General features: G+C 64.5%; 32 protein-coding genes. 8 read left to right on the forward strand and 24 right to left on the reverse strand.

Features of this window, described 5'->3' with window-relative positions; all coding sequences use genetic code 11:
• Position 1: 1 nt before the first annotated feature.
• The gene (locus BMX92_RS16355; RefSeq protein ID WP_093018433.1) at positions 2–187 is read left to right on the forward strand and encodes a hypothetical protein; all 186 of its coding nucleotides are present in this window, start codon (positions 2–4) and stop codon (positions 185–187) included.
• A 252-nt stretch (positions 188–439) separates the two neighbouring features.
• Here the strand turns inward: BMX92_RS16355 and BMX92_RS16360 are convergent, their stop codons facing one another.
• From BMX92_RS16360 to BMX92_RS16395, 8 genes are all read right to left on the reverse strand, one after another.
• Positions 440–1,192, reverse strand: a complete 753-nt coding sequence (locus BMX92_RS16360; protein WP_093018629.1) for a hypothetical protein — start codon at positions 1,190–1,192, stop codon at positions 440–442.
• Positions 1,193–1,297: 105 nt separating this feature from the next.
• Complete coding sequence (locus BMX92_RS16365; protein WP_093018435.1) at positions 1,298–1,993, reverse strand: ATP12 family chaperone protein; 696 nt, start codon at positions 1,991–1,993, stop codon at positions 1,298–1,300.
• Positions 1,990–2,250 (reverse strand): hypothetical protein, encoded by a 261-nt coding sequence (locus tag BMX92_RS16370; RefSeq protein ID WP_093018437.1) that lies wholly within the window; start codon positions 2,248–2,250, stop codon positions 1,990–1,992. The genes BMX92_RS16365 and BMX92_RS16370 overlap by 4 nt, the downstream gene beginning before the upstream one ends.
• Positions 2,247–2,906: an HAD-IA family hydrolase gene (locus BMX92_RS16375; RefSeq protein ID WP_093018439.1), complete on the reverse strand. Its 660-nt coding sequence runs from the start codon at positions 2,904–2,906 to the stop codon at positions 2,247–2,249. Before BMX92_RS16375 ends, BMX92_RS16370 begins: the two co-directional genes overlap by 4 nt.
• Positions 2,903–3,547 carry an FMN-binding negative transcriptional regulator gene (locus BMX92_RS16380; RefSeq protein ID WP_093018441.1) on the reverse strand — a complete coding sequence of 215 codons (645 nt, stop codon included), beginning with the start codon at positions 3,545–3,547 and terminating at the stop codon, positions 2,903–2,905. Before BMX92_RS16380 ends, BMX92_RS16375 begins: the two co-directional genes overlap by 4 nt.
• Positions 3,544–4,932 (reverse strand): RluA family pseudouridine synthase, encoded by a 1,389-nt coding sequence (locus tag BMX92_RS16385; protein WP_093018443.1) that lies wholly within the window; start codon positions 4,930–4,932, stop codon positions 3,544–3,546. Before BMX92_RS16385 ends, BMX92_RS16380 begins: the two co-directional genes overlap by 4 nt.
• Positions 4,929–5,315 (reverse strand): fluoride efflux transporter CrcB, encoded by a 387-nt coding sequence (gene crcB / locus BMX92_RS16390; RefSeq protein ID WP_093018445.1) that lies wholly within the window; start codon positions 5,313–5,315, stop codon positions 4,929–4,931. Before crcB ends, BMX92_RS16385 begins: the two co-directional genes overlap by 4 nt.
• Before the next feature lie 44 nt (positions 5,316–5,359).
• Positions 5,360–6,319 carry a DMT family transporter gene (locus BMX92_RS16395; protein WP_093018631.1) on the reverse strand — a complete coding sequence of 320 codons (960 nt, stop codon included), beginning with the start codon at positions 6,317–6,319 and terminating at the stop codon, positions 5,360–5,362.
• Between the two features lie 99 nt (positions 6,320–6,418).
• Here BMX92_RS16395 and BMX92_RS16400 point away from each other — a divergent pair, with 99 nt between their 5' ends.
• Positions 6,419–6,904, forward strand: a complete 486-nt coding sequence (locus BMX92_RS16400; protein WP_093018447.1) for an Lrp/AsnC family transcriptional regulator — start codon at positions 6,419–6,421, stop codon at positions 6,902–6,904.
• A gap of 167 nt (positions 6,905–7,071) precedes the next feature.
• Here the strand turns inward: BMX92_RS16400 and BMX92_RS16405 are convergent, their stop codons facing one another.
• The 3 genes from BMX92_RS16405 to BMX92_RS16415 are packed head-to-tail and all read right to left on the reverse strand — an operon-like array spanning position 7,072 to position 9,586.
• Entirely contained in the window at positions 7,072–7,767 is a 696-nt protein-coding gene (locus tag BMX92_RS16405) for a murein L,D-transpeptidase catalytic domain family protein (RefSeq protein WP_093018449.1), read from the reverse strand.
• A 52-nt stretch (positions 7,768–7,819) separates the two neighbouring features.
• Positions 7,820–8,131 (reverse strand): hypothetical protein, encoded by a 312-nt coding sequence (locus tag BMX92_RS16410; protein ID WP_093018451.1) that lies wholly within the window; start codon positions 8,129–8,131, stop codon positions 7,820–7,822.
• A 6-nt stretch (positions 8,132–8,137) separates the two neighbouring features.
• Entirely contained in the window at positions 8,138–9,586 is a 1,449-nt protein-coding gene (locus tag BMX92_RS16415; protein WP_093018453.1) for a L,D-transpeptidase family protein, read from the reverse strand.
• A gap of 57 nt (positions 9,587–9,643) precedes the next feature.
• Between BMX92_RS16415 and BMX92_RS16420 the strand changes: the two genes are divergently transcribed.
• Positions 9,644–10,540: a histone deacetylase family protein gene (locus tag BMX92_RS16420; protein WP_093018455.1), complete on the forward strand. Its 897-nt coding sequence runs from the start codon at positions 9,644–9,646 to the stop codon at positions 10,538–10,540.
• 87 nt (positions 10,541–10,627) lie between these two features.
• Positions 10,628–13,897: a tetratricopeptide repeat protein gene (locus BMX92_RS16425; RefSeq protein WP_177185097.1), complete on the forward strand. Its 3,270-nt coding sequence runs from the start codon at positions 10,628–10,630 to the stop codon at positions 13,895–13,897.
• Between the two features lie 9 nt (positions 13,898–13,906).
• On the opposite strand, the gene BMX92_RS16430 is transcribed toward BMX92_RS16425, so the two are convergent.
• From BMX92_RS16430 to hisB, 8 genes are all read right to left on the reverse strand, one after another.
• A complete protein-coding gene (locus BMX92_RS16430; protein ID WP_177185098.1) occupies positions 13,907–14,479 on the reverse strand; it encodes a hypothetical protein in 573 nt (190 codons plus the stop codon).
• Between the two features lie 62 nt (positions 14,480–14,541).
• Entirely contained in the window at positions 14,542–14,862 is a 321-nt protein-coding gene (locus tag BMX92_RS16435; protein WP_093018459.1) for a phosphoribosyl-ATP diphosphatase, read from the reverse strand.
• Positions 14,863–14,903: 41 nt separating this feature from the next.
• On the reverse strand, positions 14,904–15,215 hold the full coding sequence (locus tag BMX92_RS16440; RefSeq protein WP_093018460.1) for a PEP-CTERM sorting domain-containing protein: 312 nt from the start codon (positions 15,213–15,215) through the stop codon (positions 14,904–14,906).
• A 176-nt stretch (positions 15,216–15,391) separates the two neighbouring features.
• A complete protein-coding gene (gene hisF / locus BMX92_RS16445) occupies positions 15,392–16,156 on the reverse strand; it encodes an imidazole glycerol phosphate synthase subunit HisF (RefSeq protein WP_093018635.1) in 765 nt (254 codons plus the stop codon).
• Positions 16,157–16,304: 148 nt separating this feature from the next.
• A complete protein-coding gene (hisA, locus tag BMX92_RS16450; protein ID WP_093018462.1) occupies positions 16,305–17,042 on the reverse strand; it encodes a 1-(5-phosphoribosyl)-5-[(5-phosphoribosylamino)methylideneamino]imidazole-4-carboxamide isomerase in 738 nt (245 codons plus the stop codon).
• A gap of 105 nt (positions 17,043–17,147) precedes the next feature.
• Positions 17,148–17,762 carry an imidazole glycerol phosphate synthase subunit HisH gene (gene hisH / locus BMX92_RS16455; RefSeq protein ID WP_093018463.1) on the reverse strand — a complete coding sequence of 205 codons (615 nt, stop codon included), beginning with the start codon at positions 17,760–17,762 and terminating at the stop codon, positions 17,148–17,150.
• Positions 17,759–18,046, reverse strand: a complete 288-nt coding sequence (locus BMX92_RS16460) for a YciI family protein (protein ID WP_093018465.1) — start codon at positions 18,044–18,046, stop codon at positions 17,759–17,761. The genes hisH and BMX92_RS16460 overlap by 4 nt, the downstream gene beginning before the upstream one ends.
• 21 nt (positions 18,047–18,067) lie before the next feature.
• Positions 18,068–18,655, reverse strand: a complete 588-nt coding sequence (hisB, locus tag BMX92_RS16465) for an imidazoleglycerol-phosphate dehydratase HisB (protein ID WP_093018637.1) — start codon at positions 18,653–18,655, stop codon at positions 18,068–18,070.
• A gap of 85 nt (positions 18,656–18,740) precedes the next feature.
• Here hisB and BMX92_RS16470 point away from each other — a divergent pair, with 85 nt between their 5' ends.
• Positions 18,741–19,217 (forward strand): SspB family protein, encoded by a 477-nt coding sequence (locus BMX92_RS16470; RefSeq protein ID WP_093018467.1) that lies wholly within the window; start codon positions 18,741–18,743, stop codon positions 19,215–19,217.
• Between the two features lie 46 nt (positions 19,218–19,263).
• Here BMX92_RS16470 and BMX92_RS16475 read toward each other — a convergent pair whose 3' ends face one another.
• Positions 19,264–19,785 carry a HEPN domain-containing protein gene (locus tag BMX92_RS16475; RefSeq protein WP_177185099.1) on the reverse strand — a complete coding sequence of 174 codons (522 nt, stop codon included), beginning with the start codon at positions 19,783–19,785 and terminating at the stop codon, positions 19,264–19,266.
• Between the two features lie 4 nt (positions 19,786–19,789).
• Entirely contained in the window at positions 19,790–20,143 is a 354-nt protein-coding gene (locus tag BMX92_RS16480) for a nucleotidyltransferase family protein (protein ID WP_218145798.1), read from the reverse strand.
• Positions 20,144–20,375: 232 nt separating this feature from the next.
• Between BMX92_RS16480 and fumC the strand changes: the two genes are divergently transcribed.
• From fumC to gmk, 3 genes are read left to right on the forward strand one after another with little or no spacing between them, the layout of a single operon-like run.
• A complete protein-coding gene (gene fumC / locus BMX92_RS16485; protein WP_093018471.1) occupies positions 20,376–21,761 on the forward strand; it encodes a class II fumarate hydratase in 1,386 nt (461 codons plus the stop codon).
• Positions 21,762–21,809: 48 nt separating this feature from the next.
• The gene (locus tag BMX92_RS16490; RefSeq protein ID WP_093018473.1) at positions 21,810–22,172 is read left to right on the forward strand and encodes a hypothetical protein; all 363 of its coding nucleotides are present in this window, start codon (positions 21,810–21,812) and stop codon (positions 22,170–22,172) included.
• 50 nt (positions 22,173–22,222) lie between these two features.
• Positions 22,223–22,888, forward strand: a complete 666-nt coding sequence (gmk, locus tag BMX92_RS16495) for a guanylate kinase (protein WP_093018475.1) — start codon at positions 22,223–22,225, stop codon at positions 22,886–22,888.
• Positions 22,889–23,071: 183 nt separating this feature from the next.
• On the opposite strand, the gene BMX92_RS16500 is transcribed toward gmk, so the two are convergent.
• The 3 genes from BMX92_RS16500 to BMX92_RS16510 all read right to left on the reverse strand — a co-directional run bounded on the left by BMX92_RS16500 (position 23,072) and on the right by BMX92_RS16510 (position 25,660).
• On the reverse strand, positions 23,072–24,151 hold the full coding sequence (locus BMX92_RS16500) for a class I SAM-dependent methyltransferase (RefSeq protein ID WP_093018477.1): 1,080 nt from the start codon (positions 24,149–24,151) through the stop codon (positions 23,072–23,074).
• Positions 24,141–25,007, reverse strand: coding sequence for a prolipoprotein diacylglyceryl transferase (lgt, locus tag BMX92_RS16505; RefSeq protein ID WP_093018479.1), 867 nt, complete (start codon positions 25,005–25,007; stop codon positions 24,141–24,143). Before lgt ends, BMX92_RS16500 begins: the two co-directional genes overlap by 11 nt.
• Before the next feature lie 131 nt (positions 25,008–25,138).
• Entirely contained in the window at positions 25,139–25,660 is a 522-nt protein-coding gene (locus BMX92_RS16510; RefSeq protein ID WP_093018481.1) for a sterol desaturase family protein, read from the reverse strand.
• Positions 25,661–25,933: the final 273 nt, after the last annotated feature.

A 25,933-nucleotide genomic window follows, 5' to 3' on the forward strand; every position in this document is an offset into this window, starting at 1 on the left:
GATGCTCGCTTTGAATAAAGTGACGAAATGGTTGCTGCTGCTGTCTTATGTCGGCCTGATGGCAAGCCTTGGGCTTCAGCGCCTTGATGGCCCGCTTATGGGCAACTGGCCGCTTGTGCTGCTGAGCATTTCAGCCTTCAGCCTGGCCTTCATATGTGAAAGTCTTCTCCGTCGTGAGAAGAAGTGACGGAATGCTACCAGTTCGTTGACAGAGTGCAGACCTTGTTCCCCCTCCCGTTTACGGGAGGGGGTTAGGGGGTGGGCCAGCGCGACGCTGCAAATGCCCACCCCGCTGCGACTAAATTCGCTCCGCTCATTAAGTCTCGCTCCCCCTCCAGCAAGCGGGCGGGGAATAGAAAGTCACCAGTCGCCTTTCTACCCGAAATGGCCGCACACGCCGTTGGAGAAAAAGCGGCACATGGTCCATGCGTGCTGCCTCTTACCCCGCCGCGCCGGTCAGCGCGTCGATCGAAGGGCGGTTGGCGGCATCGATGCTACCGTCGGCGATCATTTCCTTGCCGAGGTTAATCGCTTCGTCACGCATGCCTTCCACCATTGATGTCTGGCAGGCGCCGATCAGCACCGCCAGCAACTGGTTCCGCGCCGCCGGATCGCCCGGCTTTTCTTCCACGCCCTGCCGCGCCAGCGGCAGCGCTTCGTTATAATAGGGGTCGGCCCCGGCGACATCCGCATCGGCCAGCTTCTGATTGCCGATCTGGACCAATATGCCGGTCAGGATCGTGCGGGTCGTCGCATCCTCCGGCTTCGCTTCGGCCAGCTTGCGCCAATAGGGCAGCGATTCTTCATGCAGCGGGATCACCTTGTCCATCTGCCCCAGCGCGCCATAGGCGGCGGCATCGGCATAAAGCGCGTTGGCGAGGAAATTGACATTGTCCATCTTTGCCGCATCGGCCTCCACCGCGACACGGATGGCGGGCAGCGCGGCGTCATATTTGGCGACCGCGCCCTGATTGTCGCCCTGCTGCTGGGCGGTCTGACCGGCGGTGAAGTCGGTCACGGCCTGATTGAAGGCAGCGATTTCGGCAGAGGTCAATTCGCGCGCGACCGGGGCCGCTTCCTCGACCGGAGCGGCTTCCTCCGGCGGCGTCTCGGGCGGGGGCGCTGGCGGGAGTTGGGCCAGAACAGGGGTCGCAAAGGCGAAAAGGGCGGTCAGCACGGACCTGGTCAGCATCTGCGCCAAGCTCTGGGTCTCCTCATGGCGTGAAAGTCGGTCGGGGCCTATCGCCCGCATCATCGATCGGCAGAATGACCGAAAGGGCGCGCGGGTTCCAGCCTCTCAGGCGCGGGCAAGTGCGCAAAAAGCGGCGGCCGTGGCGAAATCGGCCGCGCGGCCGGCGCTGCGGGCGCTGGCTTCGGCATCCTCGCCCCATTGTTCGACCTGCCAGGCCTCGTCAATCTCCGCCGCCTGCCAGATCGTATCGCGATCCTCCCCGCCCTCGACCAGCGCCAGACCGCAGACCAGCGATCCGCTCAATGTTACCAAAGTCGACAGGCCGGTCAGGGTGAAGGAATCAAGCGCGACGACGGCCGCCTCCAGCCGGGCCAGCGTCTCGTCCGGCTGGGGCACGGGGATGATTCCCTGCGTCACGGCGAAGGCGACACCATAGCGCGCCCGCGCCCAGTCGAGCAGCGGCTCCCACGCGGCGGCCTGCCGCGCGACCAAAGTATCGGGGCCATCGGCGCGATAGCAGAGCAGGTCGCTCTGCGCATAGCGGGCCACCCCGGCGGCGAAATCCGCCTTGTTGGCCGCGACATGGTCGATCGCCGCATTGGCAAGCCCGGTCATCGGCATGGAGGCGGGTTCGACCGTCTCGCCCTGCGCCCGCCATTCCTCTGCAACCGCCTCCGCCAGCGCCTGCGTCGGCAGCGCCAGAAGGGCGCGCGCCGGGGTGCGGACCGGGCGGCCATCCAGCTGGATCGCGAAGCCGCCCTCGACCTCGACGATCGTCACCTCACTATAGAAACGCTTCATTGCGGCGGCCTCTGACGGAACAGCGCCAGCAGCAGGCGCGGAACGACGACGAACTGGAACAGGCCGGTGACGACCATGATCGCGCCGAACGCCTTGGCCCGGTTGCCCTGTACCCAGTCGAACCGCTGCATGATGGCGAGGAAGCCGAACATCACGATGAAGGCGCCCGACAGGCGAAAAATGCCGATAGCGAAGTGGCGCTGGCGCGCAATCTTTTCGGGATCGACGGGCGGGGGCGGGGGAGGAAGGTCGGTCATGGCGCGCCGATATGGCCGCGCAAGGCCGCGCTGTCCATCGCCACGGCATGGGCGCCGGCCGCGACCAGTTCATCGGGCAGATGATAGCCCCAGCCCACGCCGATCGTGCGCGCGCCCGCCGCCAGCCCCATGTCGATGTCGAAACTGGTGTCGCCGATCATAACCGTGGTTTCGGGCGTCGCGCCCGCTTCCACCATGGCGGTCAGCAGCATGGAGGGGTGTGGCTTGGACGGGTGGCGATCGGCGGTCTGGAGCGTCACGAACCGGTCGATGATGCCATGATGGGTGAGGCAGAGGTTCAACCCGCGATCGGACTTGCCGGTCGCCACGCCCAGCAACCATCCGGCCGCATCCAGCTCCCGCACCAGATCGCCAATGCCGGGATAGAGCGGTTCCGACACCGCATTTTCGCGCCGCAAGGCGTGGAAGGCCTGTTTGTAGCGCTCCGTCAGATGATCGTGGAAATCGCTCTCCGCCTCCGGCAACAGCCGCGCCATCGCCGCGGGCAGCGACAGGCCGACCACCGACAGGATCGCCAGCCGCTCCGGCGGGGCCAGCTTCACATCCTCGAACGCGCGGGCCATCGCCGTGCAGATGCTATGCTGGCTGTCGACCAGCGTGCCATCGCAATCGAAGACGACCAGGGGATTGCTCATGCCACGTCCGCCCCAATGTCCGCCCCAGTCGCCGCCGCGCCCGTCATCGTTGCCCGCATCAGCGCCGCCAATTCTCCATTACCGCCGGCCTCCAGCGCATCCGCCACGCCGGCGCGCGCGGCTTCCGGCTTGTCCTGCCCCAGCTTGGCGGTGCCCTGCATCGTCTCCACCTGCATGGAAAAGCCGATCAGGCCGCCCAGCAGCCGGTCGAAACTATCCGGCGTCATCTTGTCGCGCGACCACACCGGCTTGGGCGCCAGCCGCGCTTCCTGATCATGGCTCAGCGCGTCGATCTGCGCGATGGTTGCGTCATCACCCAACCGCGCCATCGGCCCGCGCAGTTCGGCGGACAGATAATTCCAGGTCGGCACCTTGTCGGGCAGGCCATACCAGTCCGGGCTGACATAGCCATGCGGGCCGGTGACGACGATCAGCGCGTGATGGCCCTCCAGATGCCGGACTATCGGATTGGCGCGATGGATATGCACCCCGATCCGCCGGTCATCCAGCCACAGGAGCGGCAGATGCACGACATGCACCCTGTCCGGCTCCGCGACGCACAGCAGGCCAAAGCCCGCTTGCGCCACGAAGGCCCGGATCGCCGACTCGTCACGCCAGCGATAGGGCGCGCCCGGCGTCATCCCTTATTCGGGCCGCCTCGCGACCGGCGCTCACCCTTGCGATCCTTGCGAACCTGCTTGGCATGCTGGCGCGCGAACCGCTTTTCATCCTCGCGGGTCGGGGTGCGATCGATCTCGTCGTCCAGCGGCATGTCGCCGAGGGAAAGGTCGAAGCCCAGTTCGTGCAGACTGTTGGCGAAATGCGTCGGCAGATCGGCCATCACGTCGACCCGCCCACCATCGGGATGGTCAACCCGGATGCGGCGGGCGTGCAGATGCATCTTGCGGCTGATCGTGCCGGACAGGAAGGCATCCTTGCCGCCATATTTGCCGTCGCCCACGATCGGGAAGCCGATCGCGGCCAGATGCACGCGCAACTGGTGGGTGCGGCCGGTATAGGGTTGCAATTCGACCCAGGCCGCGCGGTTGCCGGCGCGTTCGATCACGCGATAGCGGGTGCGGGCGGGCAGCCCCTCCTCCTGATCGACATGCATCTTCTCGCCGCCGGTGCCCGGCTGCTTGGCGAGCGGCAATTCGATCATGCCGTCATTGATGGACGGCACGCCCATCACCAGCGCCCAATAGACCTTGCGCGCCGTGCGGCTGGAGAAAGCCTTGGCGAAATGCGCGGCGGAGCGGCTGGAGCGGGCCAGCAGCAGCGCGCCCGACGTATCCTTGTCCAGCCGGTGGACCAGCTTGGGGCGCGATTCGGCGTCGAACAGCAGTCCGTCGAGCAGCTTGTCGACATGTTCGTCGGTCTTGGTGCCGCCCTGCGTGGCGAGGCCGGGGGGCTTGTTGATGACGATCGCCTGTTCGTCGCGATGGATCACCATCTCCTGCGCATAGGCGATCTCGTCCGGCGTCAGATCGATCACGCGGACGCGCTTGGGCTTTTCCGCCGCTTCGGGCTTCGCTTCGGCGGGGGGCACGCGGATCATCTGGCCTTCGACGATGCGGTCGCCCGGCGCGGCGCGCGCGCCATCGACGCGGAGCTGGCCGGTGCGCGACCAGCGCGACACCAGATTGAAGCCGACATCGGGCAGATGGCGCTGGAACCAGCGGTCGAGGCGGATGCCGTCATCATCCGCCTTCACCCGGAACTGCCGCACGTCGAGCGAAACGCCCTTGGCGGGATTGGGCTTGGCGGGAGCGGGCTTTGGCGCGGCGGGCTTGGCGACGGCCGATTTGGCTGCGGCGGGCGCCTTGGGCCGGAAAGCGGGCTTGTCGCCGTCGCTTCTGCGCGGGCCGGAAGGCTTGCCGCGACCCGGCGCGCCGACGGGCTTGCGATCGGCGGACTTGCGGTCCGATGGACGACCGGTCGACGGTTTGCCGCCCGTCGGCTTGCCGCCGCGCGGGCCGGTGCCGCTTTTGCCCGTGCCACCCTTGGCTGGAGGACGTCCCTTCATGCCACGGCACTCCGTATCACGGTCAGGCCCAGCGCCAGCGCGCCGACCGCGCCGATCACCGAAGCGACCGCATAGGCCATGGCCAGCGGCGCTTGCCCGCGTTCGATCATCAGCATGGTTTCCAGGCTGAAGGCGGAAAAGGTGGTGAAGCCGCCCAGCACGCCCACGCCCAGCAACAGGCGGATCGGTTCGCCTGATGCGGCGCTGCCGCGCGCCAGCCATCCGGCGAGCAGCCCCATGGCGAAGCCGCCGATCAGGTTGACGGAAAAGGTGCCCCAGGGCCAGGCTGCGCCGGGCATCAATTGCCCCGCCAGCCGCCCGGTCAGATAGCGCGCCAGCGAGCCAATCGCGCCGCCGCCCATCACAAGAAACATGTTGGTCATGAAAAGCGCCCTATAGCGATTCCGTCAAAGGGGAAAGGACGCAATCAGGCCGCGATCGTCGCGTCCGCCGCCACCGGCCGCCGGTGCGCGGCAATGCAGGTGATCACGCTGCCGATCACGAGCGCGAAGGCGGTCCCTTCCAGCGGCGTCGGCAAGCGCTGTTCCCAGAGGAAGCCATAGAGCAGCGCAAAGCCGGTTTCGAACAGGATCATCTGGCCGACCATGGTCAGGGGCAACAGGCGGCTCATGCGGTTCCACAGCGCATTGCCGACGATCGAGGCAAGCAGGGCGACAGCGAAGGAGACAGAAGCGAACTTCGTCCAGGCCGCCGCATCATGATCGCCCAGGCCGATCAGCAGCACGACCGGCAGGAACAGCAGGGCCTGCGCTCCGGTGGCCAGACCGATCAGCAGATTCCAGTCCTGCGCCTGCATATCCGGCTGCCGCCGCAGCCAGTGATTATTGCCGATGGCGAAGGCGGTCCAGGATAGGAGCGCGCCGACCGCGCAGAAAAAGCCCGTCAGCCGCGTGGCGACCGGCCCGTCTCCCGGCATCACAACCGCCTGCCAGCCGATGCAGAGCGCGCCCGCGACGCACAGCAGCAGCGAGGGCGCCAATTGCCGCAGCGGGAGCGCCCCGGCTTCCCGACTTCCGATGATCGTCACCGCCACCGGCAGGAAGCCGACCACCAGCGATGTCATGGCGATGCCGCCCATCTGCACCGCGCTCGCCAGCAGCACATAATAAAAGAGGTTGCCCGCCAGCGCGAGCCAGGCCAGCGCCCAGAGCAGGCGCGGCGTCAGGCGCCCGGCGATCGATCGCCAGCGCGGCGCGATCAGGATCAGCGACAGCGCGCCATAGGCCAGATAGCGGCCGACCGCCTGCTGCAACGGACTGAAGCCGCGGATCACTTCCGGCGCCAGGAACACCAGTCCCCACAGCGCGCCCGCGCCCATGCCGCAGGCGATTCCCGCATAAATATTGCTATTGTCCGTCCTGCTCATGCCGCGTCTGCCCTGCCCCTTGTGCGATGCGGGTTTTATCATCATTGGGGCGGGAAAAATGCTCTTGATTGGGCAGCTAAATGCAACAATTACTCGTTCATGCCCGCTATTCGCCCCTCCTATCGCCCTCTCGATGCCTTCGACCGGGCGATCTTGCGACTCGTCCAGCGTGACAATCGCATGCCGCAACGCGCCATTGCGCAAGCGGTGAACCTGTCCACCGCCGCCGTGCAGCGCCGCATCGCTGCGATGGAAAAGGATGGGGTAATCGCCGCCAATGCCGCGATCGTCGATCCCGATGCGGTGGGGCTGGGCGTCACATCGATCGTGGAGGTCAATCTGGTCGATGAAAAGGCGACGCGGGTGGATCAGGCCAAGGCGCTGTTCCGCGCGGACCCGGACGTGCAGCAATGCTATTATGTCACCGGCGGCCGCAGCTTCATCATACTGATCGTCGCGCCGGACATGCGCAGTTACGAAGCAATCACCCGCCGCCTGTTCGCCGAGAATGACTCGGTCGCCAGTTATAGCAGCTATCTGGCGCTCGACCGGGTGAAGGCCGGGATGGAACTGGTCATCCCCTGATCCTTGCAGGATGCAGGCAGAGTTGTTCTTTGGAAAATGCGCCTCTGCACCGGCCCACACCGCCACCCGATCGCCCAGACATAGTATTCTAGATGGGAGGTCGGGTGGGGGTGTGGGCCGGTGCGGCATCGAAAATGCGCTCTTTCGCGCATTTTCCAAATAGACGCTCAGGCCGTGCCCAGCCTGTCCGCATAGAGCATCCGCCCCGGCCCCAGCAGCGCCAGCACCTGCGGCACCAGATGCGGCGCCACGGCGAAACAGCCTTCGCTGCGGCCGCATTTGCCCCAGGCGGCGACATGATCCTCGCTCACATAATCGGCGCCATGGACGACGATGGCGCGCGATTCGGCATTGTTGTTCTGTGCGTCCAGGCCGATCAGCCGCATCGACCGGCCATGCTGGCCGACATAGATATCGCCGGTCTTGAACGCGCCCTGGCTGCTGGCCAGCGAATTGGGTTCGTTGGAAAAGCTGTGCAGCCAGCCCGAATGGGCCGGATCGGACCCGCGCCCGTGCGACACCAGATAGCTGCTGGTCTGCCCGCCGATCAGGTCGACGATATGCATCCGCATATCCTTTGACGGGGCGTCGAAATCGACGATCGCCACCCGATCGCGCAGTTCGAACCGATGGGCATGATTGTCGAGCGCCGCCTTGGCCCGCTCCAGCAGCGGGGCATAGGGTTTTTCTGCGACGGCGCGCGGCGTCGCCGGAACCGGAGCGAGGCTCGCGGGTTCAGGCGCCAGAGCTTTCGATCCAAGCGTTTCTGATGCTGTCGGCAGAGCGGCGCGACCTATGCTGTCCGACAGAAACGAAAAGGCGAGTCCGCTTAAAGCGAACTTCGTAAAATTGCGGCGATCCATGGCCGCAATATAGCAAAGCCGTCGCCCCGGTTGAAGACCGGGGCGGGCGGTTTCAGTTGCCTGTCGTGCTCGATCCGTCCACTGGCTGGCTCTGTTCGCCGCCTTCGGGCAGGCGCGACGTCATCCCGGTGGCTTCGGCATCATCCTGAATCTGTTGCTGTTCCGATACGGAAGGCGGCGGCGCGACCGGAGTCGCGACGGCATTATTTTGCACTTCGGGCAACGGTGCTTCGGGTTCGTCGACGATCACATTTTCGACCGGCGGCTCGACCAGATTGTTGGTCATGGGCGCTTCCTCTTCCTTCTTGCCGCAGGCGGCAAGGGCGAGGGCGCCAGCGAGGGCGATAAGGGCAATTTTGCGCATGGGGTGTCAGTCCTTCGATGCGATAGCGGGGGATGGGGCGGCGGTGGGATCGACCCGGCGGCTCGATGCCTCGATTTTCTGGGCCAGCAGCTTGTCCCAGCCATAGGGATCGGCGCGGAAGCTGACCGTGCCATTATTGCCGGCAAAGGCGGTCCAGTAGAGCAGATAGACCGCGACCTGGCTGGGCAGCGAGACGCGCTGCGTCTTGCCCTCATCGATCAGCGTCTGGATCTGGCCGTTCAGATTGGGGTCGGCGGATACCATGCGTTCGGCCAGCGCCACCGGCTTTTCCAGCCGGATGCAGCCATGGCTGGCCAGCCGGTCATAGCTGGAAAATTTGCCGCGCGACGGCGTGTCGTGCAGATAGACGGCGAAGGGGTTGTTGAAATCGAACTTCAACCGGCCGAGCGCGCTGCCGGGGCCGGCTGGTTGCACGATGCGTTCGCCGCCTTCGGGCGTCTTGACGATCTTGTAACCCTGCTTGATCAGCGTCGCTCGCCCCTTGGGGAACAATTCCCGATTGGCGATCGACATCGGTACGTTCCAGGGCGGATTGACCACGATCGAATGGATGCTGGACGTCAGCATCGGCGTCTGGTTGGTCGGGCTGCCGGTGACGGCGCGCATCGACGTGACCGGCTGGTCGCCTTCGAACACGGTCAGCACGGCGGCGGCGATATTCACCTGCACCCGGTTGACCGGCAGGCTGCGCGGCATCCAGCGCCACCGCTCCATATTCGCCATGATCGCGGCGATCCGGTCGTCCACGCTGACATTGAGCGCTTCGAGCGTGCGGGCGCCCAGCGCACCGGTCGGCTCCAGCCCATAGCGGCGCTGGGCGCGCTGGATCACGTCGACCAGATTTTCATTCTGGGTGACGGCGGGGTCTTCCAGCGCGATGCGCGCGCGCACCACGTCGGGCGATGTGCTGGCGGTCAGGGTCGGCCAGCCGCCCTTGTCGCGGATCGCCTCATATTTGATAAGGCCCTTGCGCAGCGTGTCATAGCCCGACCAGGGCGGCGTCAGGCCATTAGCCCATTGTTGCAGCCGGTCCTCGCTGACCGCCTTGGCCAGGGCAGGGCGGGGATCGATGGCGGCAGGACGCAGCGCCCAAACTTCCAGAAAATCGGCGCTGTCGACCCGGCCAGTGCCCAGCGCCTTTGCGCGATCGAGCAGGGCATTGACCAGCGCCTCGCCCTTCAGCGGGCCGCTCGCCTTCTGCCGCGCCATCAGCCCCTGCGCCGCGCCGGTCTGCAACCAGCCATTGGCCCAGTCTTCCTGCGAAGGTGACAGGGCCGGGATCGGCACCGGCGGCGGTGGCACGGGCAGCGGCTGGACGGTTTGCGGCGTCAGCGTCGGCGCGACCACGGGTGGCTGCGTCTGTGCCGCAAGCGGAGTTGTGCCGACGCCAAGCAGCGTCAGCAGCGAAAAACGGATCAAATCGGGACGGTTCATGCTGGACCAGATAGCGCAAAGCCGCCACGGTTCAAATCGCGATAGCGGGAAAAGATCATGCTGCACGTTATTCACCATCCCGCCTATGTCTCTCCTGCAACGGATGGGAGCGCTTTTCGTTTCGACAAATATGGGCTGGTGATGGATGCGCTGGCGGAAAGCGGCGTCGTTTTTCAGCGTCATACCCCACAGCCAATGCCCCGTTCCTGGATAGAAGCGGTGCATGATCCCGCCTATGTCGAACAGGTATTGACCCTGTCGGCGCCGCCGGAAAAGGAACGGCGGATCGGCTTTCCCGTGACCGACCGGGTGATGCGTCGATCGCTGCTGTCGCCCGGCGGCACCTGGCTGGCGGCGAAACTGGCGCTGACCCATGGCTATGCCGCCAATGCGGCGGGCGGCAGCCACCATGCGCTGGCCGATACCGGCGCGGGCTATTGCGTGTTCAACGACCTTGCCATCGCCGCCAACCGGTTGATTGCGGAGGGGGATGCGGCGCGCATCCTGATCCTCGACCTCGACGTGCATCAGGGCGACGGCACCGCGTCGCTGCTGGCGGGGCGCAGCGACATCTTCACTCTGTCGATCCACGCGGAAAAGAATTTCCCGGTGCGAAAGGCGCGATCGACGCTCGACATCGGGCTGGAAGACGGGACCGGGGACGACGCCTATCTGGCGGTGCTGACGGACATATTGCCGCGCGTGCTGGACGATTTCCGTCCCGACCTCATCCTCTATCAGGCCGGGATCGATCCGCATGAAGATGATCGTCTGGGGCGACTGGCGCTGAGCGATGCCGGTCTGGACGCCCGCGACCGCTTCGTCATGCGACAGGCGCGGGGGCGGGGTCTGCCCGTCGCCAGCACCATGGGCGGCGGCTATGGCGCGGACCGTATGGCCATCGCCCGCCGCCATGCCGCCTGCATGATCCGCATGGCGGAACGCGACCGCTAAATCCTTGCAAATCGGGCGGGATATTGAGATCACGGGATGACCGGCGGGCTTCGTGGGGACGGAGCGTCTTGCGCCGAACGGGGGTTTATGAAGCATCTTGCCATATTGCTTGCCGCAACCAGCCTGACCACCATCGGCGCCAGAGCAGCCGACAAGCCGGTGCTGGCGCCCGCGCCTGCCTGGGTCGTGGCGCCGGGTGACTTGCCGGAAGCGAAGAAGGACGGCGACCTGCCGGTCGAGCTGCTCCGTTCGGACCAGCAGGTGAAGCTGGAGAAGGGGCGGGAGACCGTCTATGCCGACGTGGCGATGCGGATCGGCACGCCCCAGGGGCTTGCGGCCGGCAATATCTCCTTCCCCTGGCGACCCGAAACCGAAGAGTTGACCGTCCACAAGTTGGTGATCCGGCGCGGTGACCAGTTGATCGACGTGCTTGCCAGCCAGAGCTTCACGGTCATGCGCCGCGAGCAGAATTTGGAAAGCGCGACGCTGGATGGCGTGCTGACCGCCAATATTCAGCCCGAAGGGCTTCAGGTTGGCGATATCGTCGAATTTGCCATGTCGGTCAGCAGTTCCGATCCGACCATGCAGGGGCATGTCGAACAGGTGGCGGGCGCCTGGAACGCCATGCCGATCGGCCAGGCACGGCTGCGCATGCAATGGCCCGCCAGTCTGCCCGCCCGCCTGCAGGCCAGCCGGGACATGCCGTCGGTCAGGCCGGTGCGCAAGGGCGACATGATGAGCGTCGATTATGCGCCCGGCGCGATCGAACCGATCATCCCGCCCAAGGGCGCGCCGGCCCGCTATGCCATGGGTCGCTATGTCGAACTCAGCGACTTTGGGTCATGGGCGGATCTGGGCGCCTTGCTGGCGCCGCTCTATGACAAGGCGGCGGCCCTGCCGGCGCAGGGCGCGTTGAAGACGGAACTGGACCGGATCGCTGCGCTCTCCGCCGATCCCAGGCTGCGGGCACAGGCGGCGCTGGCGCTGGTGCAGGACCGGGTGCGTTATGTCGCGCTGGCGATGGGGACGGGCGGGCTGGTCCCGGCCGATGCGGAAACCACATGGTCGCGCCGCTATGGCGATTGCAAGGGCAAGACGGCGCTGCTGCTGGGCCTGCTCCATGCGCTGGACATCGCGGCCGATCCGGTCGCGGTCAATTCCCTGTCGGGCGATGGCATCGACCAGCGACTGCCGATGGTCGGCCTGTTCAACCATGTGCTGGTGCGCGCGACGATCGGCGGGAAGACCTATTGGCTGGACGGCACCCGCACCGGCGACACCAATCTCGACCGGCTGGAAGTGCCCGCCTATGGCTGGGGCCTGCCCCTGACGCCCAAGGGCGCAGCACTGGTGCGCATGGTGCCCGAACCGTCCGCCACGCCCGACGAAACAGTGACGATCCGGATCGACGCGACCGCCGGCCTCACCATCCCCGCGCCGATCAAGGTCGAGGCGGTTTTGACCGGCGATTCGGCGATCGGCACGAAAAATGCGCTCGCCAGCCTGACTGGTGCCGCCCGTGAGGAAGCGCTGCGGCGTTACTGGAAGGAGCAATATGACTTCGTCGACGTCCAGTCGACCAGTGCGACCTTCGATCCCGCGACAGGCGAGCAACGGCTGACGATGCAGGGTCTGGCGAAGATGGACTGGGACGATGGCTGGTATGAAACCGACAAGATGCGTGTCGGGTACAAGGCCGATTTCAGTCGGCAGACCGGGCAGGACCAGAAGGCGCCCTTCGCTGTGCTCTTCCCTTATTATAATAAGGCGAGCGAAACGATCCTGCTGCCGCCGGGCTTTGTCGACAAGGCGGGCGCGGACAATGCCGATGTGGACGAAACGGTCGCCGGCATCGCCTATAAGCGGACCGCCAAGCTCGACGACAATGTCTTCCACATCGAACGCACCGAACGCAGCCTGATGCCGGAATTCCCGGCAGCCGATGCGCCCGCCGCGCAGGCGGCGCTCAGAAAGCTGGCGGACAAGGTCGTCTATCTGCGCAAGCCCGCCGGCTATCGCGCGACGCCGCAGGAACTGGCGGCGATGAATGCCGCCACGCCCGCCGATGCCAAGGCTTATTTCGAACGTGGCCGGATGCGCATGGACAACAGCCAGTTCAAGGAGGCGATCGTCGATTTCAACAAGGCGCTGGAACTGGACCCGAAAAATGAATGGGCGCTCGCAAATCGCGGGATGAGCCAAGTCTGGACCGGTGATTATGCCGCCGCCAAGGCGGATCTGGATGCGGTGGCCGCGCTCAATCCCAAAAATCCGGTCGTGCCGAGCGCGCAGGGGCTGATGGCTGAACGCAATGGGCAATGGCCGGAAGCGGTTGAGGCATACACCCGATCGCTCGCGTTTGGCGAGAATAACGGCTTCGCGCTGGGGCACCGCGCCTTTGCCCAGCGTTCTGCCGGGAATGACGATGCTGCCTTGGCGGATGCCGCTTCGGCGCTTCGGCTCGATCCGCGCTGGAGCGAACTTTACATGTTCCGCGCCACCATTTTCCGGGGCAAGGGCAACACCGATGCCGGTCTGAAGGAGGCGGAGGCGTTGGAAAGCGCTCTGCCGAACGACGGCTATGCCCATGTCGCTGCCGCCAGCATATATCATAGTTTCGGCCGCTGGGATCAGGCGCTCAAGGCCTATGACCGGGCGATCGCCATCAAGCCGGAAGCCTATATCTACCTCAATCGCGGACAGCGGCGCCCCCGAACCGATCTGGCCGGGAAGAAGGCGGATTTCGCCGAAGCCCTGCGTCTCGACCCGGAGGATGTGAATATTCTAACGGCCAGCGCCAGCCTGCAACTGGACAATGGCGATGCGGATGGCGCGGTCCGCACCTATTCCCAGGCGCTCTCCAAATTCCCCGACGTTGCCCAATATCTGGCTGGCCGGGGCCTTGCCTATGATCGGATGGGTAACCGGGCGGCGGCGGACAAGGATTTCGCCAGTGCGCGGACAAAGGTGGCGGGCGTACCGGTCCTGCTGAACAATCTATGCTGGATGAAGGCGACATCGCCGGCCGCATCGCGCGCGGCGTTGGAGGCCGCGCTGGCCGACTGCGACGCCGCCCTTGCCCCGCAGCAGGATGCCGCGCCCTATCTCGACAGTCGTGGTCTGGTGCTGCTGCGCCTTGGCCGGCTGGATGATGCGATCCGCGATTATGATGCGGCTCTGTCCAAACGGGGCAGCTTCCCCGGCTCCTTTTACGGTCGGGCACTGGCCTGGGCGGCCAAGGGCGACCGCAGCAAAGCTGATGCCGACCGCGTGGCCGCCATCAAGCAGAATGCCAGGGTCGCGGAAGAATTTGAAGACTATGGCCTGTCGTGGTCGGCGGATGCCGCACCACGCTGATCCCGTCCGTCAATGCAGGGTGTCGTCCGGCCGGGCGATCCCTGCCTTGCCCTCCATCAGCTTCGCGGCGATCAGGCCGGCCAGCGCCAGCGCCACGAAATCGCTGAAGGCGAGGTAGAGGATATAGCCCCAGGGCGCATGGTTGAACACGGCCTGCCCGATATGCAGCCACAGCACCGCCGCCAGCGCAAACAGGATGCTCACCCGCACCCGGCTGGCGAAATCGCTCAGGGCAAAGCGCAGCGCCAGCGCAATCAGCACGCCAACGATCAGCGACAGGATCAGTCCGCCGATCAGCGCGCTGCCATCCATCACCGGAAAACCGCTGCTATTGTAGAAGACCTGCGCCACCGGGCCACGGCCATAGAGGATCGTGCCCTGCGCCGTCGCCGGATCGGGAATGATATAGACGCCGGTGCCGGTCGGGGTGAGCGCCTGTGCCATGGCGGCTTGCAGATTGGCGCTGGCCTCATCGCCCGCGCGGCTGAACGCCAGCGCGGACAGCGGCGTCCCCCAGAAGATAAATCCGGTAATGAACATGGCGATCCCGCCAAGCAATCCGCCGATGACTGTCCGGACCATGATGTCTTCCCCTGCGCCTGATGCCAAACTGCATCAACGCAAAGCGGGCCACATCTTTCCGTTCAATCCTTCTGGCGCGCGGCTTTCTCTGCGACACCCGAAACGCCCTCGCGCCGGTCCAGTTCGTTCAGCACTGCGTCGAACGGCACGTCCAGATCGGCCAGCAACATCATCAGGTGAAAGATCAGGTCGGCGCTCTCGCCGATCAGTTCCTGTCGATCGTCCGCCATGGCGGCGATGACGGCTTCCACCGCTTCCTCGCCGACCTTCTGCGCAATCTTGGCGCGGCCCTTTGCGGCGAGCTTGGCGACATAGGAGGCGGACGGGTCGGCCTTCCGTCGCTGGAGGATGGTCTGTTCCAGGGTTTGAAGGGTCGCGCGCATGGCCCTGCATCAAGCGCCGCGCGCGCGGCCCGTCAACTATATTATTTGCGCTTGCGGTTCGCGATGAACAGGCGGCCGACCAGTACGGCTGCGCCCATGCCGAACAGCGCCATCTGTTCCGGTTCGGGCACCGGGGTCGGCGTGCCGCCCGAAGATCCGCCCGAACTGGTCGTGCCACCCGAACTGGTGGTGCCGCCGGAGCTGGTCGTGCCGCCGGAGCTGGTCGTGCCGCCCGACGAAGAGCCGCCGCACTTGCCGAACCAGCACCACCAGGTGGCCTGCGCCGGTGCGGGCACGGCGGCGCCCATCAGTCCTGCGGCCCCGATCGCGAGGAGAGTTTTGCTGATTTTCATAATATTCACCCCTGTCTCAAGAAGAAATAATCGCTTTGAAACGACCCTGATCTTCCCTTCGCAGGTTGCGTGCCAATTTTGCGAGATGACGTTTTTCCGGGGCCGGCCGGATGGCCCGCTGCGCCGAAAATATGGTTACTGTAAATTAACCCGACATAAGCCTGCTTTTCCAGAGCTTAGTGGTGGCGGACCGGAATGCCCGCCGCCGCCAGAGCCTGATGCGCCTCAGCAATAGTGTGTTGACCGAAATGAAATATGGAGGCGGCCAGCACCGCACTGGCATGGCCTTCGACCACGCCTTCGACCAGATGATCGAGCGTGCCGACGCCGCCGCTGGCGATCACCGGCACCGATACCGCGTCGGCAATGGCGCGGGTCAGGGCCAGGTCATAGCCCTGCTTCGTGCCATCCCCGTCCATCGACGTGACGAGCAGTTCGCCCGCGCCCAGTTCGGCCAGCTTCAGCGCATGCTCCAGCGCGTCGATGCCGGTCGGCTTGCGTCCGCCATGGGTGAAGATTTCCCATTTATCGTCGCCCACCCGCCGGGCGTCGACCGATCCGACGATGCACTGGCTGCCGAAGCGGTCGGCAATGTCGGCGACCAGTTCGGGCCGCACCACCGCCGCGCTGTTGACCGCCACCTTGTCCGCGCCGGCCAGCAGCAACGCGCGCGCATCCTCGGCGCTGCGCACGCCGCCGCCCACGGTCACGGGCATGAAGCAGACTTCGGCGGTGCGGCGCACCACGTCCAATATGGTCCCGCGCGCCTCATGGGTGGCGGTGATGTCGAGGAAGCAGAGTTCGTCCGCCCCCGCCGCGTCATAGAGCTTGGCCTGTTCGACCGGATCGCCGGCATCCTTCAGGTCGACGAAATTGACGCCCTTCACCACGCGCCCATTGGCAACGTCGAGGCAGGGGATGACACGGGTGCGGACGGTCATCATTCCTCCCCTGCAAGGGGAGGGGGACCGCCGGCGCAGCCGGTGGTGGAGGGGGTTGGCCCCATGGCGATGCGCAAGGGGCAAGCCCCCTCCACCATGCTTCGCATGGTCCCCCTCCCCGTACCGGGGGGGACCAGGCCGGCGCCGCTCACGCCGCCGCCTGCGCAACCGCTAGCGCGGTTTTCAGGTCCAGCCGCCCGTCATACAGCGCGCGGCCGGTGATGACGCCTTCGATCCCTTCGTCGGCATGGAGGCTCAGGATACGGATATCCGCAATTCCTGCCACGCCGCCGCTGGCGATCACCGGCATGTCGGTGGCGCGAGCCAGATCCACGGTCGCGTCGATATTCACGCCTTTCAACAATCCGTCACGTCCCACATCGGTGAAGAGCAGGCTGGCGACGCCCGCATCCTCGAACCGGCGGGCCAGGTCGATGACCGGCATGTCGCTCTTTTCCGCCCAACCGTCGGTCGCGACGAAGCCGTCGCGCGCATCGACCGCAACGACGATGCCGCCGGGAAAGTCGCGCGCCACCGCCTTGACGAAGGCCGGGTCTTTCAGCGCCGCCGTGCCGATGACGATGCGCGATACGCCCAGGTCGAACCAGCGCTCCACCGCTTCCCGGTTGCGGATGCCGCCGCCCAGTTGCACATGGCCGGGAAAGGCTTCCACGATCGCCTCGACCGCTGCGGCGTTGACCGCATGCCCCGCAAAGCTGCCGTCGAGATCCACGACATGCAGATGCTGCGCGCCGCTCTCGGCAAACAGCAGCGCCTGCGCGGCCGGATTGTCGCCATAGACGGTGGCACGATCCATATCGCCCTCGGCCAGGCGGACGACCTGGCCGCCTTTAAGGTCGATGGCGGGAAAGACGATCAGGGACATGCGCTCACCAAATCTGCAAATGACGTGCTCCAGCGAAAGCAGGAGCCCAGTTGAAACGACGGACCTGGGCTCCTGCTTTCGCAGGAGCACGCAGCTCCAAATGACTCACGGCTTCCAATCCAGAAACCGCGACAGAAACGATAGCCCGTAGCGCTGGCTCTTTTCCGGGTGGAACTGGCAGCCGATGATGGTGTCGCGCGCCACGGCGGCGACCAGCGATCCACCATGATTGGTCACCGCAGCGACATGCGCCGGATCAGCGGCTTCATAATGATAGCTGTGCAGGAAATAGGCTTCGCCCGCTTCGATCAAAGGGGGGGCGCCATTCAGCACCACATCGTTCCAGCCCATATGCGGCACCTTCACGGTCGCATCGGTCGGCTCGACCAGCCGCACCGTGCCGGGAATCCAGCCCAGCCCCTCATGCCGGCCAAATTCCTCGCCCGCATCGGCCAGCAACTGCATGCCCACGCATACGCCCAGAAAAGGGATGCCGCGCCCGTGCACCGCTTCGCTCATCGCGTCCACCATGCCGGGGATCGCGACCAGCGCATCGCGGCACGCGCGAAAGGCGCCCACGCCCGGCAGCACGATGCGGTCGGCCTTCGCCACCACATCGGCATCTGCGGTGATGATCACATCCGTCGCACCCGCCTTGCGCAGGGCATTATGCACCGAATGGAGATTGCCCGCGCCATAATCAATGAGGGCGATGGTCATGTCAGCAGCGTGTCCAGATTGACGCTGGCGGCGCGCGCCGGCAGAAATTCGATCAGCTCGAACGATGCCGCGCCGTTCACCACGAAGGGATCGGTCGCCGCCTTTTCCTGAATATCCGCCTTTGTGCCGCGCGCCAGCAAGATACCGCCGGTGCGCGGTTCGCGCCGCCCGGCGAGCAGCAGCCAGCCGTCCGCAATTCCCTGGTCGAGCCACGCCCGATGATCCGCCAGATGCCCGTCCAGCACTTCGATCGAAGCGGTATAGGTCAGCGCGATGACGAACATGGAATGGCCCTTTCTTCAGGCTTACAAAATGCCCTTGGTGGACGGGATCGCATCCGCCTTGCGCGGGTCGATCTCCACCGCCTGCCGCAGCGCGCGGGCCAGGCCCTTGAACGCGCTTTCGACGATATGATGATTGTTGCTGCCATAGAGCAGCTCGATGTGGAGCGTAATGCCGGCCGCCTGCGCGAAGCTGTGGAAGAAATGCTCCACCATCTCCGTGTCCCATTCGCCGATCTTGGTGACGGTGAAGGGCAGTTTGCACACCAGCCAGGGGCGGCCCGAAATGTCGAGCGCCACGCGGCTCAGCGTCTCGTCCATCGGCGAATAGACGCTGCCGTAACGACTGATGCCGCGCTTGTCGGCCAGCGCCTTGGCCACCGCCTCGCCGATCGCGATCGCGGTATCCTCGGTCGTGTGATGCTGGTCGACATGCAGGTCACCGACCGTCTTCACATCCATGTCGATCAGCGAATGGCGCGACAACTGCTCGATCATATGATCGAAGAAGCCGATGCCCGTCGACACCGTATAGAGGCCAGTCCCGTCGAGGTTGACGGTGACGTCGATCTGGGTTTCCGCCGTGTTGCGGTGAATCTCGGCCGTGCGCATGGCCGCCCTATAGCGCGTGTCGCCATTCATGCAATCTGTCAGGACGGGGTTGACCGTCGGTTTCGTGCCGTTAGGACATTGCGCCATGAGTGAAGACCTGCCCGATAGCCTGATTCCCTATGACGAAATCGTGCAGGAGGCCCTGCGCGCAGTCGTCGGCCGCGTGCTGGGCGAAGTGCAGCAGTCGGGCGGCCTGCCCGGCGCGCATCATTTCTACATCACGTTCAAGACGCAGGCGCCCGGTGTCGACATTCCCAAGCATCTGATCGAGCGCTTCCCGGACGAAATGACCATCGTCCTCCAGAATAAATATTGGGATCTCAAGGTCAGCGATCGCCATTTCGAGGTCAGCCTGACCTTCAATCAGGTCGCGGCGCACCTCTACATCCCCTTCAGCGCGATCACCGCCTTCGTCGACCCGGCCGTCAATTTCGCCCTCCAGTTTCAGGTTGCGGCGGATGAACTGCCCGAACCCCATGACGCCGCTGAAAATGACGCGCCGACGGTGACGAGCGAAGATGGCTCCAACGTCGTGACGGTGGACTTCGGGAAGAAGAAGTAAAAGGGCTGTTGCGAGTATGGGTTGGTTGTAGCGAACCGATTGACCTCTACTCCTTCGTCTGCTTCTTCAACTTGTGTGTAAGCGAGAGATTTTCCATCTCGTCAGCAGGCATGTCGAGAGTCCATCTCTCGTGAAACAGCTTAAAGAACGTCACAGCGTTGACCCAACTCTCATGGGCGTCCTCGCGTGTCGCGCCGCCGTTAACCATCCCGTAATCGGCTTTAACCCGCAATGCGCGCGCTTGATTGAGCCACTCTGCTGTCTCTGAAAGTGGAGCGATTTCGCCCTCCACCAATTTGGCATAATGCTGAAGCACGTGCTCGTGGCTCTCGACCACCATCCCACTTTTGCCGGTCTTGCCTTCGAGATAGAGAGCCGCCGCGGCGCAATGGTGCATCGCATAGTAGGCCGCATGGGCACAGGCGTTCGGCGTGTCATTTCTCTTGATGAGCAATTCAGCTTCGCGAAGATGAAGCTCTCCTAGCCGGAGCCGCCCTCGGGCGAAGTTAAGAAGGAAGGCGAGTTCCTCTGGCCGAGGCTTCTTGGCCTTTTCCTTCTTGCTAGCCATTTGCCTAACGGATTGAAACACCGTCACGCACGATGTTCCGTGCGAGCGGATGCAAGTCAGCTTGATCGAATAAATCATTGGTTAGAACGATCGGCCGAAAGTGAAAGCCTGCTCGGATGAACGGCAATGCGAGCGCCGTCACGGCACGATCAATCTGATGTTGATCTTGGTCAGGTGAGATCAAAACGGCGATGTCGTAATCCGATCCTCGGCGCGCATCGCCTCGTGCTCTCGATCCAAAAAGAACCACGTCTGCGACTCGACCTATCTCTTGTTCAATCTTCGACCGGAGAGAACGCAGCTGCGCAGCGGCCTTAACGCCGGTGATCGAGTCCAGTGAGTTGATCGCTTGCAGCACGCTGGGATTGTACCGCGGTACGCTTATTCTGCCAACGGGCGATTTCTGTTCGATTGGGTGCGCATTGCCGTGGCACTTCGCAGATGCCTATTTCCGAGCCTAAGCGCTGACGAACTAAATGGCCAAGCTAGCTGCCACAAATCATTCGTTCTCCACATTAACCCTTGGATTTCCCCTATATCCCCCTACATCCAACCCAGTTTTGCGACTGATTCTTAACTGGGAGTAATGCATGTCCGCCACCCGCACCGAAACCGACAGCATTGGCGCGATCGAAGTTCCTGCCGACGCCTATTGGGGCGCACAGACGCAGCGCAGTATCGAAAATTTCCCCTTCGGCCTGACCGAACGCATGCCGATCGGCATCGTCCATGCGCAGGCGATCGTGAAGCAGGCGGCGGCGCGGGTGAATGCCAGGCATGGTCTGGATGCCGGGATCGTCGCGGGAATCGAGAATGCCGCGCAGCAGATCGTCTCCGGCGCGCTGGACGACCAGTTTCCGCTCGTCATCTGGCAGACGGGCAGCGGCACCCAGACCAATATGAACGTCAATGAAGTGATTGCCGGCTATGCCAATGAGCAACTGGCCGGCACCCGCGGCGGCAAGAGCCCGGTCCACCCCAACGACCATGTGAATATGAGCCAGTCGTCCAACGACAGCTTCCCGACCGCGCTGCATGTCGCGACCGTGATCGCCACGCGCGACCTGCTGATCCCGGCGCTGGAAAAGCTGACCGCCTCTCTCACGGCCAAGGCGCAGGGCTGGGGCCATATCGTCAAGATCGGCCGCACCCATACGCAGGATGCCACGCCGCTGACGCTGGGGCAGGAATTTTCCGGCTATGCCGCGCAGCTTGTCAGCGCGAAGGCGCGGATCGAAGGCGCATTGAACGGCAATATCCGCAAGCTGGCGATCGGCGGCACGGCGGTCGGCACCGGCCTCAACGCGCCTGAAGGCTGGGCGGAGGATATGACGGCGGCGATCAGCGACATTGCCGGCACCGCCTTCGAAAGCGCGCCCAACAAGTTCGAACAACTTGCCGCCAAGGACGGCCTCGTCTTCTTCTCCGGCGCATTGAGCACGCTGGCGGTGGCCCTGACCAAGATCGCCAACGACATCCGCTTCCTTGGCTCCGGGCCGCGCTCGGGGCTGGGCGAGTTGGACCTGCCCGCCAATGAACCGGGCAGCTCGATCATGCCGGGCAAGGTCAACCCGACCCAGTGCGAGTCGCTGACCATGGTGGCCGCGCAGGTGATCGGCAATCATCAGGCCGTCACCGTCGGCGGCATGCAGGGCCATTTCGAACTGAATGTCTTCATGCCCTTGATCGGCGCCAATGTGCTGCGCTCCATCCATCTGCTCAGCGTCGGCATGGAGAGCTTCGCCGAACGCTGCGTCGACGGCTTGCAGGCCAATGAAGCGCGGATCGCCGATCTGGTGAACCGGTCGCTGATGCTGGTGACGGCGCTGGCCCCCGAAATCGGCTATGACAATGCCGCCACCATCGCCAAGCATGCCCACAAGAAGGGGCTGACGCTCAAGGAAGCCGGGCTGGAACTGGGGCTGGTGGATGAAGCGACCTTCGATCGCCTCGTGCGCCCCGAAAATATGGTCTGATCCAGATCAACTGGCGGAACCGGTGGGGCTGCGGTACATTAATCCTCTATGAAGAGGAAAGCCCCCCGCCCCGTCTCTGGCCCCGCCGCACCGCTGGTGACGATCCGCCCGCCGAAAAAGGCCGGGCTGTTGCGAAAGGCGGCCCGTGTCGGCGCGACGATCGTCGCGGCCCGGGTCGCGGCAGCCACGGGCAAGAAGGGCGTGGTCGGTCTGCTCGCCGGGGCCGGAGCCAAGCGGTTGATCATGCGCTACCCCGCCGGCGCGCTGTTCGTGACCGGCGCCTATATGGCGGGCCGGGTATATGAAGCGAATCGGGAGTTGAAGCGCAAGAAGGCGCAAAAGCTGCTGTCCGACCAGAGCGGCGGCGCCATCCCGATCGAAAGCGCGCGCAAGGCGCTCAAGGGGCAGTAAGCCCGCACGCCGCCTCTTGCAAAAAGGGCGCTCTGGCGTCACTAGCGGCCATGGCCGACACGAACCTTTCCGAGACTCCCGATTTCAAGCGCCGCGGCGTGCTGTTCGTCCTTTCCTCGCCCTCGGGCGCGGGCAAATCGACGATCGCGCGCAAATTGCTGGCGGCCGAGGCGGATCTGTCCATGTCGATTTCCGCCACCACCCGGTCGATCCGGCCGGGCGAAGTCGATGGCAAGGACTATCATTTCGTCGATCTGGAAGAATTTCGCCGGATGACGGGCGAGCAGGAATTTCTGGAATGGGCGCATGTCTTCGGCCAGCGCTACGGCACGCCGCGCGCGCCGGTCGAAGAAATGCTCAAGTCCGGCAAGGACGTGCTGTTCGATATCGACTGGCAGGGCGCGCAGCAATTGCACCAGATTGCCGGTGGCGATGTGGTCCGCATCTTCATCCTGCCGCCCTCGATGGAGGAACTGGAGCGCCGCCTGCGCGGCCGCGCGACCGACAGCAATGAAGTGATCGAGGGCCGCATGGCCCGCGCCGCCAACGAGATCGCGCACTGGGACGGCTATGACTATGTCCTGTGCAATGTCGATGCGGAGGATTGCTTCCAGCGGGTGCAAACCATCCTGCACGCCGAACGCATGAAGCGCAGCCGCCAGACCGGCCTCATCGGCTTCATCCGCCGCCTCAGCCGCTATCATCAGGAAGATTGAGTCTTCCTCTATAAGTTATGCTTGGAGTTCGGAGATACCTAACCGCCGTTCGTCCTGAGTAGCCATTGAGCGAAGTCGAAATGGCGTATCGAAGGATAGATGCTTCGATACGGGTCTCCGACAAGCTCAGGCCCTACTCAGCACGAACGGTACTTAACGCGGGATGCTCTGAAATTCGACGCTCTACCGCGCAAAGCCCGCCGGATCGGCCCAGTCGGGATGCGTCCAGGCCATCGCCTTGAACAAAGTCCCCATTTCCTGCTCCCCCGTCAGGCGGCGGCGGGCCGCTTCCACTTCCGCGGCCCGTTCCGGCGCGGTGCGGGCCAGTTGATCGGCGCGCCCGTCAATGCCCAGCTGGCGCAGAAATTCGCCCTGACCCACCGGGCCATGCACGCGCAGCCCCGCCTGCCGCGCCATATTGCCCAATACGGTGAAGTCGACATGGGTGGTCAGGTCCACTTCGCCCGGATCGGCGAAGGGATCGGCAAACTGGTGCGCCTTCACCGCCTGCAACGTGTCGCCCAGCGCCGGCCCTTCATAGCCATAGTCGATGATGATCGCCGCGCCGCCCTGCCTGGCGATGCGATGGGCCAGCGCATAGGCGATGCTGGCGCCCGCGATCGGGCTTTCGATGATCGCGCCATCGGGCGCTTCGCTGGCGATCGGCGGCAGGCCCGATTCGATCCGGCGATACCCGGCCACGGGGATAAACCGCCCTTCCTCCTCGCGCCGGATGACGACGCGCTCGCGCCATTCGTCGCCGACGCGGATGCACTGGCGCACGGGCAGGGCATCAAAAAATTCATTGGCGACGATCAGCAACGGCCCCTGATCGGGCAGGCTTTCGATGGAATCATGATGAACCGCATGCGGAAGCAAGGCGCGCTGGCGGCCGCGCAGCGTCGGGCTGGTTTCCACCAGATGCACCTTGGGCGCCAGCGCCGTGCGCTCCATCGCCCGGATCGCGTCCGACGCCAGCGTGCCACGCCCCGGTCCCAGTTCGGCATAGACGGGATCGGCGCGCCGCCCCGACCGCATCCACACGTCAGCCAGCGCCAGTCCCACCAGTTCGCCGAACATCTGGCTGATTTCCGGCGCGGTGGTAAAATCGCCTTCCGCGCCCAGCGGGTCGCGGGTGGCGTAATAATGCTGGTTCGCCTCGCCCATATAGTGCGCGACGGAAATCGGCCCGCCCGAATCGATCTGTCGCGCCAGCCGTTCGGCCAGCGGGATCGATCCGGGCGGAAAGGGATCAGGCGACACTGCTGGTCCCGGCCACCGGCTCGACGCGCAGGCGGCGGCCCTTGGCGGTGACGATCAGGTACAGGCCGCCGACGATCATCGGGATGCACAGCCACTGGCCCATATGCAGGCCGGTGCGGGCGGCGAACTCCATCAGCTGGGAATCGGCTTCGCGCACATATTCGATCGCGAAGCGGAAGCAGCCATAGCCAAAGACGAAGATGCCGACCAGCATGCCGGGCTTGTAGCGCGCGCGGGTCTTCCAGAAGGCGAAGGCGAGGATCAGGAACAGGACGATCCCTTCCAGCGCGGCTTCATAAAGCTGGCTGGGGTGACGGGGGAAGGGGCCGCCGGTGGGGAAGATAATGGCCCAGGGCACGTCTGTTTCCTTGCCCCACAATTCGCCGTTCACGAAATTGGCGAGCCGGCCGAAGAACAGGCCGAAGGGCACGACGCAGGCGACATAGTCATGGATGCGCAGCCAGCTCAGCTTTTCCTTCCACGCCATGTATAATATGCCCAGCGACACGCCTAGCGCCCCGCCATGGAAGGACATGCCGCCATTCCAAAGCTTGAAGATATCGATCGGGTTGCGCAGGATTTCGGGCTGGTAGAAGATCACATAGGCCAGCCGCCCGCCGATGATGATGCCCAGCGTCGCATAGAAGATCATGTCGTCGGCATGGCGCCGCGCCATCGGCGATCCGGGCTGCTCCACCAGTTTCAGCAGATACCAGTAGCCGATCAGGATGCCCGCCAGATAGGCGAGGCTGTACCATTTCAGCGTGAAGAAGCCCAGATTGAGCGCGACCGGGTCCAGACCCAGATCTTTGAATTGAATGGCGCCCGAAGCGGCGGCGGCAAGGTCCAGGATCAAAATGGCGTCCTTCTGGAATGAGGATTGCGGCCATAGAACAAGCGGACGGCAAGATGAAGGGGGATGACGCCGCGCGCGGGATTTGCCGATGAGGGAGAAGGGAAGAGGGGCTTGTGTCTCAAACCCCTTCGTCAGCCTTCAACAGCCGCATCCTCCCGCCCCTTGGCGCCACGAACCCCGGCACGCCCACGCTCCGCCAATATCCGTTTCAATGCCGTGGGGTGCGGCGCGATCAGAAAGCCGAAGCTGACCGTGCCTTCCTTCGTTTCCACCGCATGGTGCAGGCGATGGGCCTGCACGATCCGCTTCATATAGCGCGATCGGGCCACGTAACGGTGCCTGACCCGCTGATGCACGATGATGTCATGGAAACCCAGATAAATGGCGCCATAAGCGGCGATGCCCGCGCCGCACGCCGTCGCCCAATTGCCCCAGTCCCATTGCACCCCGCCCAGCAGCATCAGGATGGAGGGCAGGGCGAAGATCACGAAATAGAGGTCGTTCGCTTCGAAGAAGCCGGTGCGGGGACGGTGGTGGCTGGCGTGCAGGAACCAGCCGGGGCCATGCATCACCCAGCGGTGCATGACATAGGCAAAACCTTCCATCGCAGAGACCGTGGCGACGAAGATCAGGAGCAGGGATAGGGACGACATGGCGCGACTATAGGGTGCGGCGCTGCCGGAGGCGACCGGTAAAGCACCTTATGACAGTTGCCATGGCGGCCGGCATGGGCGTGGCGGCAATCTTCGCGAAAAATTGTGCGATGCAATATTGAAGCTGATCAGAATGATCTGGTGCCAGGTCTCAGATCGCGAGAATCTGTCGCGCCGCCTCGTCGCACGCGTATTTTATCTTTCCGCAGGGATTAACCAGAAATTGCAGCTCTCGCTGCGCCGGAATGCCGCACCTGCGAGATGGCGCGATTT

This window comes from Sphingobium sp. YR768 (assembly GCF_900111125.1).
GTDB lineage: Bacteria > Pseudomonadota > Alphaproteobacteria > Sphingomonadales > Sphingomonadaceae > Sphingobium.

Coding starts and splice junctions, on each gene's coding strand:
- BMX92_RS16355 (WP_093018433.1), top strand. CDS start 2: ATGCTCGCTTTGAATAAAGTGACGAAATGGTTGCTGCTGCTGTCTTAT.
- BMX92_RS16360 (WP_093018629.1), bottom strand. CDS start 1,192: ATGCTGACCAGGTCCGTGCTGACCGCCCTTTTCGCCTTTGCGACCCCT.
- BMX92_RS16365 (WP_093018435.1), bottom strand. CDS start 1,993: ATGAAGCGTTTCTATAGTGAGGTGACGATCGTCGAGGTCGAGGGCGGC.
- BMX92_RS16370 (WP_093018437.1), bottom strand. CDS start 2,250: ATGACCGACCTTCCTCCCCCGCCCCCGCCCGTCGATCCCGAAAAGATT.
- BMX92_RS16375 (WP_093018439.1), bottom strand. CDS start 2,906: ATGAGCAATCCCCTGGTCGTCTTCGATTGCGATGGCACGCTGGTCGAC.
- BMX92_RS16380 (WP_093018441.1), bottom strand. CDS start 3,547: ATGACGCCGGGCGCGCCCTATCGCTGGCGTGACGAGTCGGCGATCCGG.
- BMX92_RS16385 (WP_093018443.1), bottom strand. CDS start 4,932: ATGAAGGGACGTCCTCCAGCCAAGGGTGGCACGGGCAAAAGCGGCACC.
- crcB (WP_093018445.1), bottom strand. CDS start 5,315: ATGACCAACATGTTTCTTGTGATGGGCGGCGGCGCGATTGGCTCGCTG.
- BMX92_RS16395 (WP_093018631.1), bottom strand. CDS start 6,319: ATGAGCAGGACGGACAATAGCAATATTTATGCGGGAATCGCCTGCGGC.
- BMX92_RS16400 (WP_093018447.1), top strand. CDS start 6,419: ATGCCCGCTATTCGCCCCTCCTATCGCCCTCTCGATGCCTTCGACCGG.
- BMX92_RS16405 (WP_093018449.1), bottom strand. CDS start 7,767: ATGGATCGCCGCAATTTTACGAAGTTCGCTTTAAGCGGACTCGCCTTT.
- BMX92_RS16410 (WP_093018451.1), bottom strand. CDS start 8,131: ATGCGCAAAATTGCCCTTATCGCCCTCGCTGGCGCCCTCGCCCTTGCC.
- BMX92_RS16415 (WP_093018453.1), bottom strand. CDS start 9,586: ATGAACCGTCCCGATTTGATCCGTTTTTCGCTGCTGACGCTGCTTGGC.
- BMX92_RS16420 (WP_093018455.1), top strand. CDS start 9,644: ATGCTGCACGTTATTCACCATCCCGCCTATGTCTCTCCTGCAACGGAT.
- BMX92_RS16425 (WP_177185097.1), top strand. CDS start 10,628: ATGAAGCATCTTGCCATATTGCTTGCCGCAACCAGCCTGACCACCATC.
- BMX92_RS16430 (WP_177185098.1), bottom strand. CDS start 14,479: ATGGTCCGGACAGTCATCGGCGGATTGCTTGGCGGGATCGCCATGTTC.
- BMX92_RS16435 (WP_093018459.1), bottom strand. CDS start 14,862: ATGCGCGCGACCCTTCAAACCCTGGAACAGACCATCCTCCAGCGACGG.
- BMX92_RS16440 (WP_093018460.1), bottom strand. CDS start 15,215: ATGAAAATCAGCAAAACTCTCCTCGCGATCGGGGCCGCAGGACTGATG.
- hisF (WP_093018635.1), bottom strand. CDS start 16,156: ATGACCGTCCGCACCCGTGTCATCCCCTGCCTCGACGTTGCCAATGGG.
- hisA (WP_093018462.1), bottom strand. CDS start 17,042: ATGTCCCTGATCGTCTTTCCCGCCATCGACCTTAAAGGCGGCCAGGTC.
- hisH (WP_093018463.1), bottom strand. CDS start 17,762: ATGACCATCGCCCTCATTGATTATGGCGCGGGCAATCTCCATTCGGTG.
- BMX92_RS16460 (WP_093018465.1), bottom strand. CDS start 18,046: ATGTTCGTCATCGCGCTGACCTATACCGCTTCGATCGAAGTGCTGGAC.
- hisB (WP_093018637.1), bottom strand. CDS start 18,655: ATGCGCACGGCCGAGATTCACCGCAACACGGCGGAAACCCAGATCGAC.
- BMX92_RS16470 (WP_093018467.1), top strand. CDS start 18,741: ATGAGTGAAGACCTGCCCGATAGCCTGATTCCCTATGACGAAATCGTG.
- BMX92_RS16475 (WP_177185099.1), bottom strand. CDS start 19,785: ATGGCTAGCAAGAAGGAAAAGGCCAAGAAGCCTCGGCCAGAGGAACTC.
- fumC (WP_093018471.1), top strand. CDS start 20,376: ATGTCCGCCACCCGCACCGAAACCGACAGCATTGGCGCGATCGAAGTT.
- BMX92_RS16490 (WP_093018473.1), top strand. CDS start 21,810: ATGAAGAGGAAAGCCCCCCGCCCCGTCTCTGGCCCCGCCGCACCGCTG.
- gmk (WP_093018475.1), top strand. CDS start 22,223: ATGGCCGACACGAACCTTTCCGAGACTCCCGATTTCAAGCGCCGCGGC.
- BMX92_RS16510 (WP_093018481.1), bottom strand. CDS start 25,660: ATGTCGTCCCTATCCCTGCTCCTGATCTTCGTCGCCACGGTCTCTGCG.